Below are 18,010 nucleotides of genomic sequence, written 5' to 3'. Positions count from 1 at the left end.
TGTTTACAATTAACTAATTCTAAACAATTTTGTTTGATCTTTTACATTTCTTTCATGTAACTGTTGTTTTAGTAAAACGTTTTGTGGTTTTTCAAGAGTAAGATCAGATTCTAATACCTTACTGACTAAATTACGTGTAGAATTTAATATTTGTCCATCTTGAGAGAGATTAGCTATTTTTAAGTCGAATAAAAATCCACTTTGCTGTGTTCCATTTATGTTCCCTGGACCACGAAGTTTCAAATCTTTTTCTGCAATAATAAATCCATTGTTGGTTTCAGTTATTATAATAAGACGTTTACGAGCATTTTCTGATAATTTATAACGAGTTATTAAAATACATAAAGACTGTTCTGAACAGCGTCCTACTCTTCCGCGCAATTGATGCAATTGAGACAATCCAAAGTACTCGGCATTTTCTATGATAATCATCGAAGCGTTTGGTACATTTATTCCTACTTCTATAGTGGTAGTAGCGATCATTATTTGTGTTATCCCAGAAACAAATTTTTGCATTTCTTTGTCCTTCTCTTCTGGTTTCATTTTTCCATGAATCATACAAATATTGTATTCGGTGAATGCCTCCTTTATAGTATTAAACCCTTCTTTTAGATTTTTTAAATCTATTTTTTCATTTTTTTCTATTAAAGGGTAAACAATATAAACCTGTTTTCCCATCTTTAGATGCTTATGTATGAGTTTATACACTTTATATCTTTTTTCGTCATAAATATGGTAGGTTTTTACTGGTTTTCTCCCAGGAGGGAGTTCATCTATAATAGACACATTTAAATCTCCGTAAATAGTCATTGCTAGTGTACGGGGAATAGGGGTTGCAGTCATAACTAGCACATGTGGAGGAATAATATTTTTATTCCAAAGATTAGCTCTCTGTGTTACTCCAAATCGGTGCTGTTCGTCTACTACTATTAATCCAAGATTGAAAAATTCAACTGTATCTTCAATCAAAGTATGCGTACCAATTAAGAGTTGTATTTCTCCATTTTTAATCTTTGATAGAATTTTTTCTCGTATTTTTTTTTTTGTAGAACCTGTTAGTAAAGCTAATTCTATACCTAATCCTTCTACAAAATGACTGATAGTCTTATAGTGTTGTTCTGCTAAAATTTCTGTAGGTGCCATGATCGCTCCTTGGAATCCATTATCCATTGCTAAGAGAATAGACAATAATGCTACCAACGTTTTTCCGCTTCCTACATCCCCTTGTAACAAACGATTCATTTGTTTTCCAGTGTTTGTATTTTTTCTGATTTCTCTAATTACTTTCTTTTGTGCATTAGTTAATTCAAAAGGAAGATTTTTTTTATAAAAATTATTAAAATAATCTCCTACTTTTTTGAAACAAAACCCACTTGATTTTTTTTCTCTGTATTTGGAAGCAGACAAAATATTAAGTTGTAAGTAAAAAAGTTCTTCAAATTTTAGACGATATTTGGCTTGTTGTAACAGATCGTTAGACTTTGGGAAATGGATATTTCGAATAGCTTTGTCTAAAGATATTAAGTGATGTTCATCTATGATTTCTTTGTTTAATGTTTCTGAAAGGGGAGTCTTGATATTCCTCAATATTTGTATAATAATCTGTCTTATAGTATGAGAATGTAAAAAAAAATTTTTCATTTTTTTTGTTGTATGGTATTCCCCTTGTATACCGACTTTTCCCTCATAAAATTTGCTTTCTAGCTCTAATTCAGGGTGTGGAATTGAGATGTACTTTCCAAAAAAGACAGGTTTACCGAATAAAATATATTCTGTTTCTATTTTGTATAAAATAGGTATCCAGTTGAGTGATTTAAACCAAACTAATTCTATGGTTCCAGTTCCATCATAAAAATTAGCAGTTAGCCGGCGAGAACTTTCTTTCCCTAAATATTTATAGCTGTGTATTTTCCCTTTTATTTGGATAAAATTCATTTTTCTATCAATTTTGCAAATTTTGATGATTTGACTTCGGTTTATATATTGATATGGAAAATAATAAATCATATCTTGACAAGAAACGACATTAATTTCTTCTTTAAGAATTTTTGCTTTTTGGTGTCCTATACCAGGTAAAGTTATTATATGCTGGTTTATATTCATGTATGGTAAATTAGTGCTTCTGCAATTAGCAAATCAATTGGTGTGGTAATTTTTATATTACTATTGCTACCTTTAATCATTGCTGGTGTACAGACTTTTTCTGATTCTATTACAGAGATATCATCTGTAAAATGATCAGAAGATGTTCTTTCGTAAGCATTGATTAATATGTCTGATAAGAAAACTTGAGGTGTTTGAACTAAATAAAATTCAGAACGATTCATTCCTATGTTATTTTCACTTGTAATTTTTCTTAGTGTATCTGTTACCGGAATTGCGGGATAAACGGCTGGTATTTTTTTTGCTATTTCAAAAGCTTTGGAAATCAGATTTTCTCTAACTAATGGGCGTACTCCGTCATGAACAGCTACTAAACATTTTTTTTTAACTAAAAATAATCCATTTTTTACAGAATAAAAGCGATTTATACCTCCTTTAATTATATGATGGAAAATTTCAAATTTATACTTTTTACAAAGGGAATTCCAATATTTTTTTTGTTTTTCTGATAATACTAATATAATATGAATATTAGGATCGTAATGATAAAATACTTCTATAGTATGCATTAGTATAGGTTTGCCTTTTAATAAAAGAAATTGCTTGGGAATAGCTGTTTTCATTCGTATTCCACTTCCTCCAGCGACTATAATAACATATTTTTGTTTCATATTGAGTAATTCATAATTATTAAAATTTTCTTTTTGAAATATACATATTAAAATCAAAACTATGTAAAAAATATAAAAGCTGTTGCTTTTCTTATTGAATTATTATTATTTTTATGAAACTTTAGGCTTCGAAAAATTTAATTTAACAATGAGGAAGTGGCGAATAGAAGATTCAATAGAGCTATACAATATACATGGATGGGGATTAGATTATTTTTCTATTAATGAAAAAGGACATATCACAGTTTCTCCAAAGAGGGATTGTGTGGTGATTGATTTAAAAGAATTGATGGACGAGTTAACTCTTCGAGATATAGAGGCTCCTTTGTTAGTACGTTTTCCAGATATATTAGATAATAGAATTGAAAAAATTTCTGATTGCTTTAAAATTTCCTCCAAAGAATACAACTATACGGCGCAAAATTTTATTATTTATCCCATCAAAGTCAATCAAATGAGACAAGTAGTAGAAGAAATTGTGAATCATGGAAAAAAATTTAACATTGGATTAGAAGCTGGTTCAAAGCCAGAATTGCATGCTGTATTAGCAATTAATACTAATTCGGATTCTGTAATTATTTGTAATGGCTATAAAGATGAAAACTATATTCGACTGGCTTTGTTGGCTCAAAAAATGGGTAAAAATATCTTTATAGTTATTGAGAAGTTAAATGAGTTAAGATTAGTTGCAGAATTGTCAAAGAAGATAGAAATTTGTCCTAATATTGGGATACGAATTAAACTTGTAAGTAATGGAAGCGGTAAGTGGGAAGAATCAGGAGGTGATGGGAGTAAATTTGGACTTTCATCTAGTGAATTGATGGAAGCTATTGATTTTATAAGTAAGAATAAGCTAAAAAACTGTCTAAAGTTAATACATTTTCATATTGGTAGTCAAATAACCAAAATTCGTAAAATTAAGAATGCTTTACGTGAAGCTTCTCAATTTTATGTTCAACTAAGGAGTATGGGGTATGAAATTGACTTTGTGGATATTGGAGGAGGATTAGGAGTAGATTATGATGGAACTCATAATGATCAAAATGAAAATTCAATGAATTATTCTATTCAAGAATATGTTAATGATTCAATTTCCACGTTAGTGGATGCTTGTATTAAAAATAATATTCCACAGCCTAATATTATCACTGAATGTGGGAGATCGCTTACAGCGCATCATTCTGTTCTAATATTTCAAGTATTGGAAACTACTACACTTCCTGAATGGAAAGATGAAGAAGAATCGATTAATGAAAATACACATGAATTAGTGCAAGAATTATATAAATTATGGGATAAAATGAATCATCCTCGTCTAGTAGAAACTTGGCATGATGCTCAACAAATACGAGAAGAGTCACTTGATTTGTTCAATTTAGGAATGTTGGATCTTGTTACTCGTGCACAAATAGAAAAGCTCTATTGGTCAATTGCACGTGAAGTGCAACAAATGACGTTAGATATGAAACATGTCCCGGAAGAGCTTCGAAAAGTATCAAAAATATTACCTGATAAGTATTTTTGTAATTTTTCATTGTTCCGTTCTTTACCTGATTCATGGGCAATAGATCAAGTATTTCCAATTGTTCCAATTGCTCAGTTAGATGAAAAACCTAATCGAACAGCTACTTTACAAGATGTGACTTGTGATTCAGATGGGAAAATAGATAATTTTATTAGTATGAAGCACTCTACATACCATTTACCGGTACATTCTATAAATAAAAAAAAATCCTATTATATTGGTGTATTTTTAGTTGGAGCTTATCAGGAAATATTAGGTGATTTACATAATTTGTTTGGAGAGACGAATGCTGTACATATATCAGTTAATAAAGAAAATTATCAAATAGAGCAAATCATTGATGGAGAAAGAGTTGCTGATGTATTAGGGTATGTACAATATAATGTAAAACGATTGGTACGTACTGTTGAGTTATGGGCAACAGCTTCAATGAAAGAGGGGAAAATAACAGTGGAAGAAGGAAGAGAGTTTTTATCTAATTATCGTTCTGGGTTGTACGGTTATACCTACTTGGAAGAATAATTATGAAAATTATTTCTTTTAATGTAAATGGTATACGATCGGCTATAAAAAAAGGGTTATTTGAATGGCTTGGAAAAGAGGCTCCTGATGTATTTTGCGTACAAGAAATTAAGGCACAACGTGAACAAATAAATATTTTAGCATTTCGACTTTTAGGTTATGATTATCAATTAATCTGTTCTGCTCAAAGGAAAGGTTACAGTGGAGTTGCAATATTTAGTAAAATTCCTCCAAGTATTTGTACATTTGGAATAAATGATTCATTGTTTGATAGTGAGGGAAGAGTCATTCGTGCAGATTTTAACGATTTAACAATTATTTGCGTATATGTTCCTTCAGGTACAACAGGTGAAGTAAGGCAAAGAATTAAGATGAAATTTCTAGATTCATTTACAACATATGTGCTAAACTTACGACAAGAACGTCCTTATATTCTTGTTTGTGGAGACTATAATATTTGTAGGCAAGACAAAGATATCAGTCATCCTGAACGGCATATTGGTGTTTCTGGGTTCCTTCCAGAAGAAAAGAGTTGGTTTGATTATTTTATTCATTGCGGATTTGTTGACTCGTTTCGTGAATTTAATCAAGAACCAAACCAATATAGTTGGTGGAGCTATCGATTTAATGCGAGATCCAGGAATTTAGGATGGCGTATAGATTATCATATTATTACTGAAAATTTACAAAGTCAATTAAAATCATCATCGCTTTTGCAGGATGTAAAAATTTCTGATCATTGTCCAATTTTTATAGAATTATAAATAAAATTTATAAAATTGAGATTCAGATTAATTTGTTTAATTGAATATTGATTACTGATTGCTGATTAATAAGGAAGTATGAGTAGTAGATAAAATAATCGAAGTGTTTTTTTTGCGCTAAAATTGAGTAAGACTACTGTTGTAGAGAATTAGATATCATAGTCTGTTCTTTTAATTTTTATTTTTAGTTTAAGATTCAAATATTATAGTGACGATAAAAGAATTTATGATTGTCAAAAGTATAGATTTTTATCTACGTAGAAAATTTCTACTTTGAATTCCGACTCTTGAAATTAATAGTCTTAAATAATTTTAGTAGATTCCTTCAGATACTTTATATTTTATTTTACTTTTTTTTAAAGTATGTGATGCCATTTGTTTTACTCTTCAAGAATGCGTGTAAATTCATTTCCACGCACATATATTACTTTCATTTGTTTGGTGTATTTATTTTCCGGTGAATGATAGTGTGCTTAGTGGAACTTACTTACAGTTGCATCTTTTAGTTATCCAACTATTAAAATAAATTACTTACAAAGTAAAATAAGGATTGGAACGGTTATAATTAAATTAATTATTTTTTGTTATACTTATTTATACTTATGTCTAAATAATATAGGATTCTCTTCTAAAGAGTAAAAAAACAAAAAAATACATGATAAATTGTTATTGAATATTATTAAATTTTAATAATATTCAATAACAATTTATACCTTGTTATTACAAATAATAAAAAATGATTTGATTATGAATTTAATGCATCAAATTATAGCTAAAGCTAAAGAAAAGAGAAGAAGGATCGTTCTTTCGGAGGGGACAGAAGAGCGTACATTGCATGCTGCAGATAGAGCAATTGCTGACAAAATAGCTGACATTATTTTACTTGGAGATATAGCAAAAATTAAAGCTATTGCCATTGAGTGCAATTTACAGAATGTACTTCAGGCAGAAATTATAGATCCTGTTAGGAACAAAAAAAAAGATGTTTATTCTGTTTTATTACTAGAGTTAAGAAAAAATATGACTATCTCAGAAGCTAGAGAATTAGTTGAAAATCCATTGTATTTAGGTTGTTTGATGATTAAAAACGGGGATGCAGATGGAGCAATTGCTGGGGCAAAGAATACTACCAGTGATGTTTTACGCCCAGCTTTACAAATTATTAAGACTACGCCAGGTATTAATGTTGTTTCCGGATCTTTTTTGATGCTCACCAAAAGCAAAGAGTGTGGAACTGATGGGGCATTAGTTTTTGCCGACTGTGCTGTTATCCCTAATCCTAGTTCAGAAGAACTAGCAGAGATAGCAATTTCTACGGCAAAAACTGCACAAATTCTTCTAGGTATAGAACCAATTGTTGCTTTATTGAGTTTTTCTACTAAAGGGAGTGCTTCGCATGAATTGATAGACAAAATAACTAAAGCTGTTTGTATTGCTAAATTAATTTCTCCTGAATTAACAATAGATGGAGAACTGCAAGCAGATGCGGCTTTAATACCTCTTATTGGGAAAAGTAAAGCATTTGGAAGTCCAGTTGCTGGAAAAGCTAATGTATTAGTATTCCCCAATTTGGAATGTGGAAATATTGCCTACAAATTAGTGCAAAGGTTGGGAAACGCTCAAGCTATAGGTCCAATTCTACAAGGGATGGCTGCGCCTGTTAATGATCTTTCGCGTGGTTGCTCTATAGAAGATATATACAATATGATAGCTATTTGCGTTAACCAGGTTCTAAAGAAATAAAATATCTTTTAAGCAAATTTTCAAATTCCTCTAAAAATTAAATTTATATTTATGTCAAAAACGATAGTTGAACCAATTGAGTCTTTTGGTCTTTCGTCAAAAGATAGGCGTAAGTCGCTTTTTTCTAAAATAGGGGTAGTAGGAGCTGGTAGAGATGGACGAAATATTATTCGTTTGACTTCATCAGCTGGTTTAGAGGTAATTTTTATAGAAGTTTGTCAGGAAAGAATTAATTTTGCCTTTGAAAGGATTAGCGAAGGATTAGATAATAAAATCGAAAATTGGGGTCTAACATTAGCTGAAAAACGAGCTATTTTAGGACGAATAAGAGGTTCAACAAATTATAGTGATTTAGAAGATTGTGATTTCGTTATAGAATGTATTCGATATGATACCGAAACTGGAGAAAGAAGTACAGAGTTACGAAAAGAAGCTTTCAAAGAAATAGAACGAGTTGTTTCTCCTGAAACTATTATTGCTACTAATGCTACGACTGTTGTTATTAGTGAACTTGCTTCAGCATTATTGTATAAAGAACGTTGTTTAAGTTTGCATTTTCCTATTGCTCATGCTGATGCTCGAATATTAGAAGTTGTGAAAGGGCTTTATACTTCTGATAAAGTGTATAGTAAAATACTTTTATTTGCCAAGCTAATAAAATACGAAACTATTGAAGTAAGAGAAAGTAATGGATTAGTTAGTCTACGTCTAATGGCAGTTATGTTGAATGAAGCGTGTCAAATGGTTTTGGAAAACGTTTCTTCTATGGAAAATATTGATTTTTTGACGGAAATTGTCTACGGTATGAGAATTGGTATTTTTAAGATAGCGGATATGATAGGCATAGAAAAGATTGTTCCACTTATGGAAAGTATGTTTAACGAATATGGAGATAAAAAATACAAACCTTCACCGCTTTTATGGAGACTTTACCGTACACAACAACTTGGAACACGCAATGGAAAAGGTTTTTATATTTATGAGAATGAAAAAATAATAAAACCTAATGTTGAATAAGTTTTCAATATGAAAAAAATTGCTATTTTCCCTGGTACTTTTGATCCCTTTACTATTGGGCATTTGTCTTTAGTGGAACGAGGCTTACAATTGGTAGACGAGATTATTATAGCTATTGGAATAAATCCATATAAAAAAACTTTTTTTTCTTTGAGCCAACGTATGGAAACTATCAACGAACTTTTTAGACAAAATCATAGAATAAAAATAAAATATTATGATTGTTTAACTGTAGATTTCGCTGAATCAGTAGGAGCAAAATTTATCTTGAGAGGTATTCGATCTGTTTATGATTTTGAATATGAAAAAAATATAGCGGATGTTAATAGAAAAATATCTGGTATTGAAACGTTTGTTTTATTTACAGAACCAGAACATACACATATTAGCTCTACTATTGTAAGAGAATTGTTAACTTATGGAAAAGATGTGTCTGAATTTATTCCATGTTGATGTTTTTTCTCCTAAGTGTATTAGGAGAAAAAATAAATTATTTTTGTATTTTTTTTCTTTTTGTTTCATTTTGTGTTCTTGTGGACAAAAACATGAAGATTTGATATTACAAAAAATAAATATAACTATTAAAGCTATTAAAAGGTTGTATGTAGATACAGTTAATACAGATAAATTAATTGAAGATGCTATTATTTCTTTATTAGAAAAACTTGATCCACATTCTAGTTATATGACATCAGAAGAGGTTAAAGAAATGAACGAATCTTTGCAAGGCAATTTTGATGGAATAGGAATTCAGTTCAATATGTTGACTGATACTTTGTATGTTATGCAAGTTATTCCTGGAGGTCCATCTGAAAAGGCAGGTATTATGGTAGGAGATCGTATTATTGCTGTAAATGATACCTTAATTGCAGGGATAGGTATGAAAAACGTAAGTGTTATGAAACTTTTACGAGGATCTAAAGGAACAACTGTTAAATTAAAGGTTATGCGTAGAAATAACCCTAATCCATTTATATTTGAAATTGTCCGTTGGGAAATTCCCACCTATAGTTTAGACGCTGCTTATATGATAGATAAAGAAACTGGTTATATCAAATTAAATTGTTTTGGAACAACTACTTACAAGGAATTCAAAACTGCTTTAAAAGGATTATATTCAAAAGGATTAAAAAATTTAGTTTTGGATTTGCAAGATAATGGAGGAGGGTATCTTCAGTCGGCAATAGATATTACTAATGAATTTTTGAAAAAAAATTCATTAATTGTGTACACTAGAGGCTTTCATCAAAGAAGAGAGGAATCTTATGCTACCATGAAGGGCTCTTTTATGAATGGAAAAATTGTTATTCTTATTAATGAATTTACAGCCTCAGCTAGTGAAATTGTTTCTGGTGCTTTGCAAGATTGGGATCGTGCAGTTATTGTTGGGAGAAGGTCTTTTGGTAAAGGATTAGTACAATGTCCAATTCCTTTACCTGATGGGTCAATGTTAAGATTGACTATAGCACATTATTATACACCGACAGGACGTTTTATTCAAAAGCCTTATGAAAATAGAAATAAAGAATCTTACGGAAAAGATTTGATTGAGCGTTATAATCATGGAGAAATGGTAGTTGCTGATAGTATTTATTTTCTTAATTCTCTAAAATATAACACATTAATAAACAAAAGAACAGTCTATGGGGGAGGAGGGATTATGCCTGATTGTTTTGTCCCTATTGATACAAACTATTATACGAGTATGTATTGTTCGTTAATTTCCTCGGGAGTTGTCAATAAATTTACTATGAATTATATAGACAAAAATCGAATTTTTCTTTATAAAAAATATAAAAATATTAGTACATATAAGTCTCAATTTCATGTATCTGATACTATGTTATATGATTTGTTGAATATGTTTAGAAAGGAAAATTGTGTAATGGTAAATACAGAATCTTTTGTTATAGAACCTTCTGGAGATAACAATAAAAAAGGGGAATCAAATGATAAAAAAGAAAAAACTTCAGCTTTTTTAACTAAAGAAGATATGAGACAATTTAAAAAATCAAAATTATTGATTAAACTTCAAATTAAGGCATTAATAGCAAGGGATATTTGGAATATGAATGGATATTATCAAGTTATTAACGATAAAAATGATGCTTTAAAAAAAGCTATTGAAATAATAGAAAATAATATAGTATATAGTAGATTACTTGGGAACAAATAAAAATGGTTAGAAAAGAAATTTTTAACAGTTATAGAATCACGTATTATTATACGTGATTCGTTGTATTTCTATTTTCCTTAATAGATGTTGTTATTGTGACAAATAACGACTCGTCAATAGCTTTAGTTATAGTCATTACTTGGTGCTTAATGTATCTAGCAAGCGTCGAATATATTAGTTTTTTTAATTTTTTTTTGTAAAATAGGTTAAATTTATTCTACTAATATGTCCTGATTATATCAGATTTGGTTAATCCTTTTAGTATTATCTGATCAATCTAATATTTATACGTTTATTTCCTTATTTCTTTATATATTTGTATAATTAGGTTATTGTATTTTCTTTAACAATGATAAAAATAACATTTCCTGATACCTCTGTCCGTGTTTATGATAGAGGGGTAACACCCATGCAAATAGCTAAAAATGTTGGTGGGCATTTTGCACAGAAAGTCTTTTCTGCAAATGTTAATGGTGAAATGTGGGATTTATCCAGACCTATAAATGAAGATGCTAGAGTAAAATTATATAGATGGGAAGATATTGAAGGGAAACGTGTGTTTTGGCATTCATCGGCGCATTTGTTAGCAGGAGCTTTGCAGGAACTTTATCCAAATATTCATTTTGGGATTGGACCAACCACTGAAAATGGATTTTTTTATGATGTGGATTTAGAGAAAAAATTTGATATTAAAGATGCTGATTTAGTAGTTATAGAGAAAAAAATGAGAGAATTGGTAAATAAAAAATTACCCATTTTTCGTCAAAGTATTACTAAACAAGATGCACTAAAGTTATTTGATGAAAAAGGAGAAGTTTACAAAACTGAATTAATCAATGAGTTAGAAGATGGTAAAATTACTATTTATAAACAAGGTAATTTTACTGATTTGTGCAAGGGACCACACTTACCGAATACAGCCTATATTAAGGCTTTTAAGTTAACGGCTATTGCAGGAGCTTATTGGAGAGGGGATGAAAGGAGAAAACAACTGACACGTATTTATGGCGTTTCTTTTCCTAAAAAGAAAGAATTGGACGAATATTTCTTCTTAATGGAAGAAGCAAAGAAGCGAGATCATCGTCGAATAGGAAAAGAAATGGAATTGTTTACATTTTCTCCTAAAATAGGACAGGGACTCCCTCTATGGTTACCTAAAGGAACAAAGTTACGTTTGATATTGGAAGAATTTTTAAAACGAATACAACAAAAATATAATTATCAACAGGTTATGACACCACATATTGGTAATAAAATGTTGTATATAACTTCTGGACATTATGTTAAATATGGAAAATATTCTTTTCAATCAATTCACACACCTGAAGAGGGAGAGGAATTTTTGTTGAAACCAATGAACTGTCCTCATCATTGCGAAATTTACAAAGCTTTTCCGCGTTCTTATAAAGAATTACCACTTCGATTAGCAGAATTTGGTACAGTTTATCGTTATGAACAAAGTGGTGAATTGCACGGATTGACTCGTGTAAGAGGATTTACACAAGATGATGCGCATATTTTTTGTTCACCTGAACAGGTGAAAGGAGAATTTATTAATGTGATAGACATTATTCATACTATTTTTTGTGCTTTGAATTTTGACAATTATGAAGTGCAAATTTCTTTACGAGATGTAAATAACAAGGTAAAATATATTGGTTCGGAAGAGAATTGGAAAAATTCAGAGAGATCGATTATTGAAGTTTGTCAAGAAAAAGAGATAAAGGCGAAAATAGAATTTGGAGAAGCTGCTTTTTATGGTCCAAAACTTGATTTTATAGTAAAAGATGCCTTAGGTAGAAAATGGCAATTGGGAACTATTCAAATAGATTATAATCTACCAGAACGTTTTGAATTGGAGTATATGGGGGCTGACAATCAAAAGCATTGTCCGGTAATGATTCATCGAGCACCATTTGGTTCTATAGAACGATTTGTTGCAGTATTGATTGAACATACTGGTGGTAAATTCCCATTATGGTTAGCTCCCGATCAGGTAGTTATTTTGCCTGTTAGTGAAAAATATAATCAATATGCGAAAGAAATTGCGAAAGAGCTTTGCAGACAAAACATTCGTGTTGTTGTTGATGAAAGAAATGAAAAAGTTGCGAAAAAGATACGAGATAATGAATTAAAAAAAATTCCGTATTTACTAATAGTAGGAGGAAAAGAGAAAGGAAATAGTGAAATTTCTGTAAGGAAGCAAGGAAAAGGGGATATAGGTCTTATGAAAATTACTAATTTCACTGAGTTTTTTAGTGGTGAAATAGAGAAACAAATGAATTAATGGAAATAAATAATGTATGATTTATCTTGATGAGAAAGGATAACTTAAAATATCGTTATAGAATTAACGAGAAAATTCGTGCAAAAGAAGTTCGTGTTGTAGGGGATAATGTCGAGCAAGGGGTTTATTCTGTTTTGGAAGCATTAAGAATGGCAAGTGAGTTAGGGTTAGATTTAATTGAAATATCACCAAATGCTATCCCTTCTGTTTGTAGAATATTCGATTATCAAAAGTTTATTTACCAACAAAAAAAACGTCAGAAAGAGCAAAAAGCGAAACTGATAAAAGTTGTTGTAAAAGAAATTCGTTTTGGACCACAAACTAATGAACATGATTATAATTTTAAGTTAAAACATGCTAAGAATTTTCTTGAAGGAGGGGATAAGGTTAAAGCTTACGTGTTTTTTAAAGGGCGATCGATTCTTTTCAAAGAGCAAGGAGAAATATTATTACTTCGGTTTGCTAACGATTTGGAGAATTATGGTAAGGTTGAACAATTGCCTATCTTAGAAGGAAAAAAAATGATTATTACGTTTTCTCCTAAAAAAAAGAAAATTTTTCTAAAAAAAAATGAGTGAGTCAAATAAAATAGAATAGAGGATAATAAAAAATTCGATATACAATATCGACCTTCATTTTATTGAAGATTGTATATTGTATATCGAAACGCATTAGATGGTTCTAATACTTAGAAGATTGAAAAAAAATTAGATAGATAAACTACTTTTGAAAATTGAGAGTGATTTTCAGTAGTCAAGAAACGGAAAATTTGATAAACGTACGTATTTAATTATTAATAAGTTTTTTTTTAACTAAACGAGTACAACTTAGTAAAATGGATAGTCGGATTTATGACTGTTCAGTTGATTGATTAGCTCTTCTGCATAAGGAAGAGAATCTAATTGTGAAAGATTGTTAAATTAATTTATGCAAATCAAGATAATCATCATTTCTCTTGATTATTTGTTGTTTTATTATGTATATGAGTGGTACAGACTATATATAAATACTAAAGTAAGAATACAAATGCCAAAAATGAGAACTAATTCTGGTTCAAAAAAAAGATTCACCATTACTGGAACAGGAAAAATCAAGAGAAAACACGCTTATAAAAGTCATATTCTTACAAAGAAGACTAAAAAACAGAAGAAAAGACTGACTCATTTTGCTATTCTTAATCATTCTAATATGATTAGTGTAAGAGAATTATTAAGAATTAAATGATTTCTAAAGAAATTTATTAACAGAAATTTTTCAGAAAAAATCTGTAATTGAGCAATGCTAACTTTTAAATATTTTAATTTATTATGTCCAGATCAGTTAATCATGTCGCTTCAAGAGCTAAAAGGAAAAGAATTTTAAAATCAACAAAAGGTTATTATGGTGCAAGAAAAAATGTTTGGACAGTTGCAAAAAACACTTGGGAAAAAGGTCTAACTTATGCTTTTCGTGATAGAAAAACTAAAAAACGAAATTTCCGTTCTTTATGGATTCAGCGTATCAATGCAGCAGCGCGTTTAGAAGGTTTTTCTTATTCTAGATTTATGGATGCTGTACGTAAAAATAGTATTAAAATTAGCCGTAAAGTGCTTGCCGATCTTGCTATGAATCATACAGAAGCATTCAAAGCAATTATAGACAAAATAAAATAAAATAAAATAAAAATTGAAATGTTATAGTTACTATGTATTAATAATTTTAGTTTATTTTTATGACAATAAAGGATCTGAAATATGTCTGAATTGATTTTATGATATTATAAAGTCAAAATTCTTTTTCAAAAAAGTTAAGAGAGAATTTTTAAAAATATTAAGAATCAGTTAGACTTTCTGCTCGTTTCCTGACACCTCCTATCCTCTCAATATGTTTTATATTTTTCATTTGTAGATTTTGGTTGTGCATATCTTTTATTTTGAAAATAAATGTGTTTAGAATTTTTTGTATATATCGTTTTCAAGTCTTCCAATTTCTTCAAAAAAAAAATATTTTTTTGAAGTTCGTATTTTGATAAATAATGAATTGAATTCTTACTACAATAGTAGCTGTTTTAGATTGTAGTAGATAATTATATATTCATTATATTTTAGGAGGGAGAATAAAGAAGAAATGCTTCTTCGGTATGGACTAATAACTGCTATTTTTTTTACTATAATTAAGAATTAATGAATTTGTAAAGATACATGTCTCTTTTTTGATATAAATTTACATCAAAAATAATCTTATTTTGAACTTATTTTATTAATTTTTCAATAAATTTTTAATCATTTTCCTGAATAAAAGTTATGTGAATTTGCTATTTAAAATAATTAATGTTATGTCTATCAATTATATGACAAAGGAGGGTTACGACAAACTACTTGAGGAAATAGCTTATTTAGAGTCTGAAAAACGACTATCAATTATAAATCAATTGATAGAAGCTCGAGATAAAGGAGATTTATCTGAAAATGCTGAGTACGATGCAGCTAGAGAAGCACAAAGTATACTGGAAGCTAGAATTGTACAGTTGAAATCTTTGGTTGCCAATACTCGTTTAATAGATAAAAGTCGCATTCGAACTGATTCCGTACAAATATTAAACAAGGTTACTTTACGTAATATTAAAAATAATCAAACGATAATTTACACCTTAGTATCAGATGTAGAAACTAACCTGAAGGCAGGTAAAATATCTATTGGTACTCCAATAGGTAAGGGGCTTATTGGGAAAAAAGTGGGAGAAATTGCAGAAATAAAAGTTCCTTCTGGAATTATATTTTTTGAAATATTAAATATTTCAAAATGAGTACAATATTCACTAAAATTATAAAAGGAGATATTGCTTCTTACAAGGTAGCAGAGAATGAATATTTTTATGCGTTTTTAGATATTAATCCTTTAGTTAAAGGACACGTTCTAGTTGTTTCAAAAAAAGAAGAAGACTATATTTTTGATTTGGACGATTTGACCCTTGCATCCATGATAATCTTTGCAAAAAGGGTAGCTAAAGCTATAAAAAAAGTAATAGATTGTAAAAAAATAGGATTGACAGTTATTGGGTTAGAAATTCCACATGTTCATATTCATTTAATACCTATCTCTATAGAATCAGATGTTTATTTTAATACTTCTAAAAAACAATTTTTACCAGAACAATTCAAAGCTATTGCAACAGCTATAGCATCAGCCTTTGAAAGTTAAAATAAATAACGAACAATAGCCATTCCTTGATTTTGCGATTTTTTATAATTACGTATAATATTTTAAGTTTTTGAAAAAAGGAAAATTTTCGTACGAAATATAGAGAGGTACTTCTTATTTAGAAAAATCATGATATGTTATGCATCTCTAAGTATTCACAAAAATATAGAACAAAAATCTAGAGAAGGGGATGATAGATTATCTGCTTTTTAAGAGATTTTTTATATCATTGAATAGGCTATGGACTTATAATTTTCTATTATCTAATGAATATAAAATGATACTAGAAAAATAGTCAATTTAAGTTTATTTCTTATTAAGAAAGGGATAAAAGTTATATGAAAAAACAAATTATCCGTTGTACAGACGTAAAAAAAGAATTAATTAAATTGTTAAAAACACTGAATTATGATAATTTATTTGTTTTGACTGATAGGAATACTCAAAAATTATGTTTTCCATTGATTGAGTCAATCCAAGAAATACAATTAGCAAAAAAAATTACTATTCCTAACGGGGATAACAACAAAAACATCACGTTTTTAGTTAAAGTTTGGAAATTTCTCAGTGAAAATAATGCTACACGAAAATCTTTATTGATTAATTTAGGAGGAGGAATGCTTACTGATATAGGTGGATTTTCTGCTTCTACTTTTAAACGGGGAATCTCGTTTATCAATATACCAACGACATTGTTAGGAGCTGTAGATGCTTCTATAGGTGGAAAAACAGGAATAAATGCTAATGGGTTAAAAAATGAAATAGGAATTTTTTCTCCTGCTGTTGCAGTACTAATTAGTACTGACTTTTTCAAAACACTAAATAGTATTAATCTTTTTTCTGGATATGCAGAAATGTTGAAGCATGCTTTACTAAGTACTTCGGAAATGACAAATGAAATTCTTTTTTTTAATATGAATAAACCAGATTATAGAGAGCTGAATGACTTACTATTCAAATCAGTATTAATAAAAGAGCGAATTGTAGAAAAAGATCCTAAGGAACAAGGTATTCGTAAAGCTTTAAATTTTGGACATACTTTTGGACATGCTTTTGAAAGCTTGTCATATAAAATTCGAAGACCTATTCCACATGGATATGCTATTGCTTGGGGAATTATTTGCGAATTATACTTATCTTCTATTCTTTTAGGATTTAATAAAGAGTATTTGATGAAAATTACTTTCTTTGTAAGAGAAAATTACGGAAAATTTTCTTTTAATTGTTCTCACTATCAGTGTTTGTACAAATTTATGCAACACGATAAAAAGAACGAATCAGGGCATATCAACTTTACTTTACTGAAATCGATTGGAGAATTTGTTATTAATCAAACTTCTTCTTTAGAAGAAATAAGCAAAGCATTAGATTTCTATAGAGAATATTTTTAAATGTATTTTCCTTAATAGAAAATATTACAGTAATTTCAAAGCATCTTTAATAATTTGTTCTATTGTAAGATTTGGATTATTATTGACAACTTTATCGACTACTTTCTGTGAAGTTGATTGATTGAATCCTAACATAACTAATGCTAAAATGGCTTCTTTTTTGTTGATTGCATTAGAAGAAATATTTTTAACAAAGGTATTCTCGGAAAGAATATTGATAGGTTTCATTTTATCTTTTAAATCAATGATAATTCTTTCAGCGGTTTTTTTCCCAATACCTTTTATTGCTTTCAAAGCTAACACATCACTAGAAGAAATAACTCTTTTTAGTTCACAAACAGTTAAAGCCGATAAAATCATACGTGCGGTATTTGCCCCAACCCCAGATACGGACATAAGATGAAGAAATAGTTTCCTCTCTTTTTTATCTATAAAACCAAAAAGTTGGTGGATATCTTCTCTAAAAATTTCGCAAAGATATAGTTTACATTTTTTTACTTTGGTAAGTGAAGAATATGTATTTAATGAAATGGCAATCATATATCCTAGATTCCATGCTTCAATTATTACTGAAGTAGGAGTTAACTCGACAATTTCGCCTTTGATGAAATCTAACATATTCTATACGTTC

Annotated in this window: 16 protein-coding genes; 13 read left to right on the top strand and 3 right to left on the bottom strand. The window is 29.3% G+C overall.

Annotated features, from left to right (window positions below; all coding sequences use genetic code 11):
* Positions 1 to 9: 9 nt before the first annotated feature.
* Together recG and ACZ5QM_RS00650 are read right to left on the bottom strand one after the other, a co-directional pair.
* Positions 10 to 2,103, bottom strand: a complete 2,094-nt coding sequence (gene recG / locus ACZ5QM_RS00655) for an ATP-dependent DNA helicase RecG (protein WP_464182938.1) — start codon at positions 2,101 to 2,103, stop codon at positions 10 to 12.
* Positions 2,100 to 2,774 (bottom strand): 2-C-methyl-D-erythritol 4-phosphate cytidylyltransferase, encoded by a 675-nt coding sequence (locus tag ACZ5QM_RS00650; RefSeq protein ID WP_464182937.1) that lies wholly within the window; start codon positions 2,772 to 2,774, stop codon positions 2,100 to 2,102. The genes recG and ACZ5QM_RS00650 overlap by 4 nt, the downstream gene beginning before the upstream one ends.
* Before the next feature lie 148 nt (positions 2,775 to 2,922).
* On the opposite strand from ACZ5QM_RS00650, the gene speA reads away from it, so the two are divergent.
* The 13 genes from speA (at position 2,923) to aroB (ending at position 17,379) form a co-directional block, all read left to right on the top strand.
* Positions 2,923 to 4,821, top strand: a complete 1,899-nt coding sequence (gene speA, locus ACZ5QM_RS00645; protein ID WP_464182934.1) for a biosynthetic arginine decarboxylase — start codon at positions 2,923 to 2,925, stop codon at positions 4,819 to 4,821.
* Positions 4,822 to 4,823: 2 nt separating this feature from the next.
* Positions 4,824 to 5,585, top strand: a complete 762-nt coding sequence (locus ACZ5QM_RS00640) for an exodeoxyribonuclease III (RefSeq protein ID WP_464182932.1) — start codon at positions 4,824 to 4,826, stop codon at positions 5,583 to 5,585.
* Between the two features lie 747 nt (positions 5,586 to 6,332).
* Positions 6,333 to 7,328, top strand: coding sequence for a phosphate acetyltransferase (gene pta, locus ACZ5QM_RS00635; protein ID WP_464182930.1), 996 nt, complete (start codon positions 6,333 to 6,335; stop codon positions 7,326 to 7,328).
* Between the two features lie 51 nt (positions 7,329 to 7,379).
* Positions 7,380 to 8,345, top strand: a complete 966-nt coding sequence (locus tag ACZ5QM_RS00630) for a 3-hydroxyacyl-CoA dehydrogenase family protein (protein ID WP_464182927.1) — start codon at positions 7,380 to 7,382, stop codon at positions 8,343 to 8,345.
* 9 nt (positions 8,346 to 8,354) lie between these two features.
* On the top strand, positions 8,355 to 8,798 hold the full coding sequence (coaD, locus tag ACZ5QM_RS00625; RefSeq protein ID WP_464182926.1) for a pantetheine-phosphate adenylyltransferase: 444 nt from the start codon (positions 8,355 to 8,357) through the stop codon (positions 8,796 to 8,798).
* Complete coding sequence (locus ACZ5QM_RS00620; protein ID WP_464183343.1) at positions 8,773 to 10,521, top strand: S41 family peptidase; 1,749 nt, start codon at positions 8,773 to 8,775, stop codon at positions 10,519 to 10,521. The genes coaD and ACZ5QM_RS00620 overlap by 26 nt, the downstream gene beginning before the upstream one ends.
* Before the next feature lie 349 nt (positions 10,522 to 10,870).
* Positions 10,871 to 12,808 (top strand): threonine--tRNA ligase, encoded by a 1,938-nt coding sequence (gene thrS / locus ACZ5QM_RS00615; protein WP_464182924.1) that lies wholly within the window; start codon positions 10,871 to 10,873, stop codon positions 12,806 to 12,808.
* A 29-nt stretch (positions 12,809 to 12,837) separates the two neighbouring features.
* Positions 12,838 to 13,386 carry a translation initiation factor IF-3 gene (infC, locus tag ACZ5QM_RS00610; protein WP_464182923.1) on the top strand — a complete coding sequence of 183 codons (549 nt, stop codon included), beginning with the start codon at positions 12,838 to 12,840 and terminating at the stop codon, positions 13,384 to 13,386.
* A 448-nt stretch (positions 13,387 to 13,834) separates the two neighbouring features.
* On the top strand, positions 13,835 to 14,032 hold the full coding sequence (gene rpmI / locus ACZ5QM_RS00605) for a 50S ribosomal protein L35 (protein ID WP_464182922.1): 198 nt from the start codon (positions 13,835 to 13,837) through the stop codon (positions 14,030 to 14,032).
* A gap of 83 nt (positions 14,033 to 14,115) precedes the next feature.
* Entirely contained in the window at positions 14,116 to 14,460 is a 345-nt protein-coding gene (gene rplT, locus ACZ5QM_RS00600; RefSeq protein WP_464182921.1) for a 50S ribosomal protein L20, read from the top strand.
* A gap of 662 nt (positions 14,461 to 15,122) precedes the next feature.
* Positions 15,123 to 15,593, top strand: a complete 471-nt coding sequence (greA, locus tag ACZ5QM_RS00595) for a transcription elongation factor GreA (RefSeq protein ID WP_464182920.1) — start codon at positions 15,123 to 15,125, stop codon at positions 15,591 to 15,593.
* On the top strand, positions 15,590 to 15,988 hold the full coding sequence (locus ACZ5QM_RS00590) for an HIT family protein (protein WP_464182919.1): 399 nt from the start codon (positions 15,590 to 15,592) through the stop codon (positions 15,986 to 15,988). The genes greA and ACZ5QM_RS00590 overlap by 4 nt, the downstream gene beginning before the upstream one ends.
* Positions 15,989 to 16,326: 338 nt before the next feature.
* Positions 16,327 to 17,379 (top strand): 3-dehydroquinate synthase, encoded by a 1,053-nt coding sequence (gene aroB, locus ACZ5QM_RS00585; protein ID WP_464182918.1) that lies wholly within the window; start codon positions 16,327 to 16,329, stop codon positions 17,377 to 17,379.
* A gap of 24 nt (positions 17,380 to 17,403) precedes the next feature.
* On the opposite strand, the gene ruvA is transcribed toward aroB, so the two are convergent.
* The gene (ruvA, locus tag ACZ5QM_RS00580) at positions 17,404 to 17,997 is read right to left on the bottom strand and encodes a Holliday junction branch migration protein RuvA (protein WP_464182917.1); all 594 of its coding nucleotides are present in this window, start codon (positions 17,995 to 17,997) and stop codon (positions 17,404 to 17,406) included.
* Positions 17,998 to 18,010: the final 13 nt, after the last annotated feature.

This window comes from Azobacteroides sp. (SeqCode), from assembly GCF_055395615.1.
The sequence above is the reverse complement of the archived record's forward strand: the minus strand, read 5'-3'. Positions and strand labels throughout refer to the sequence as shown.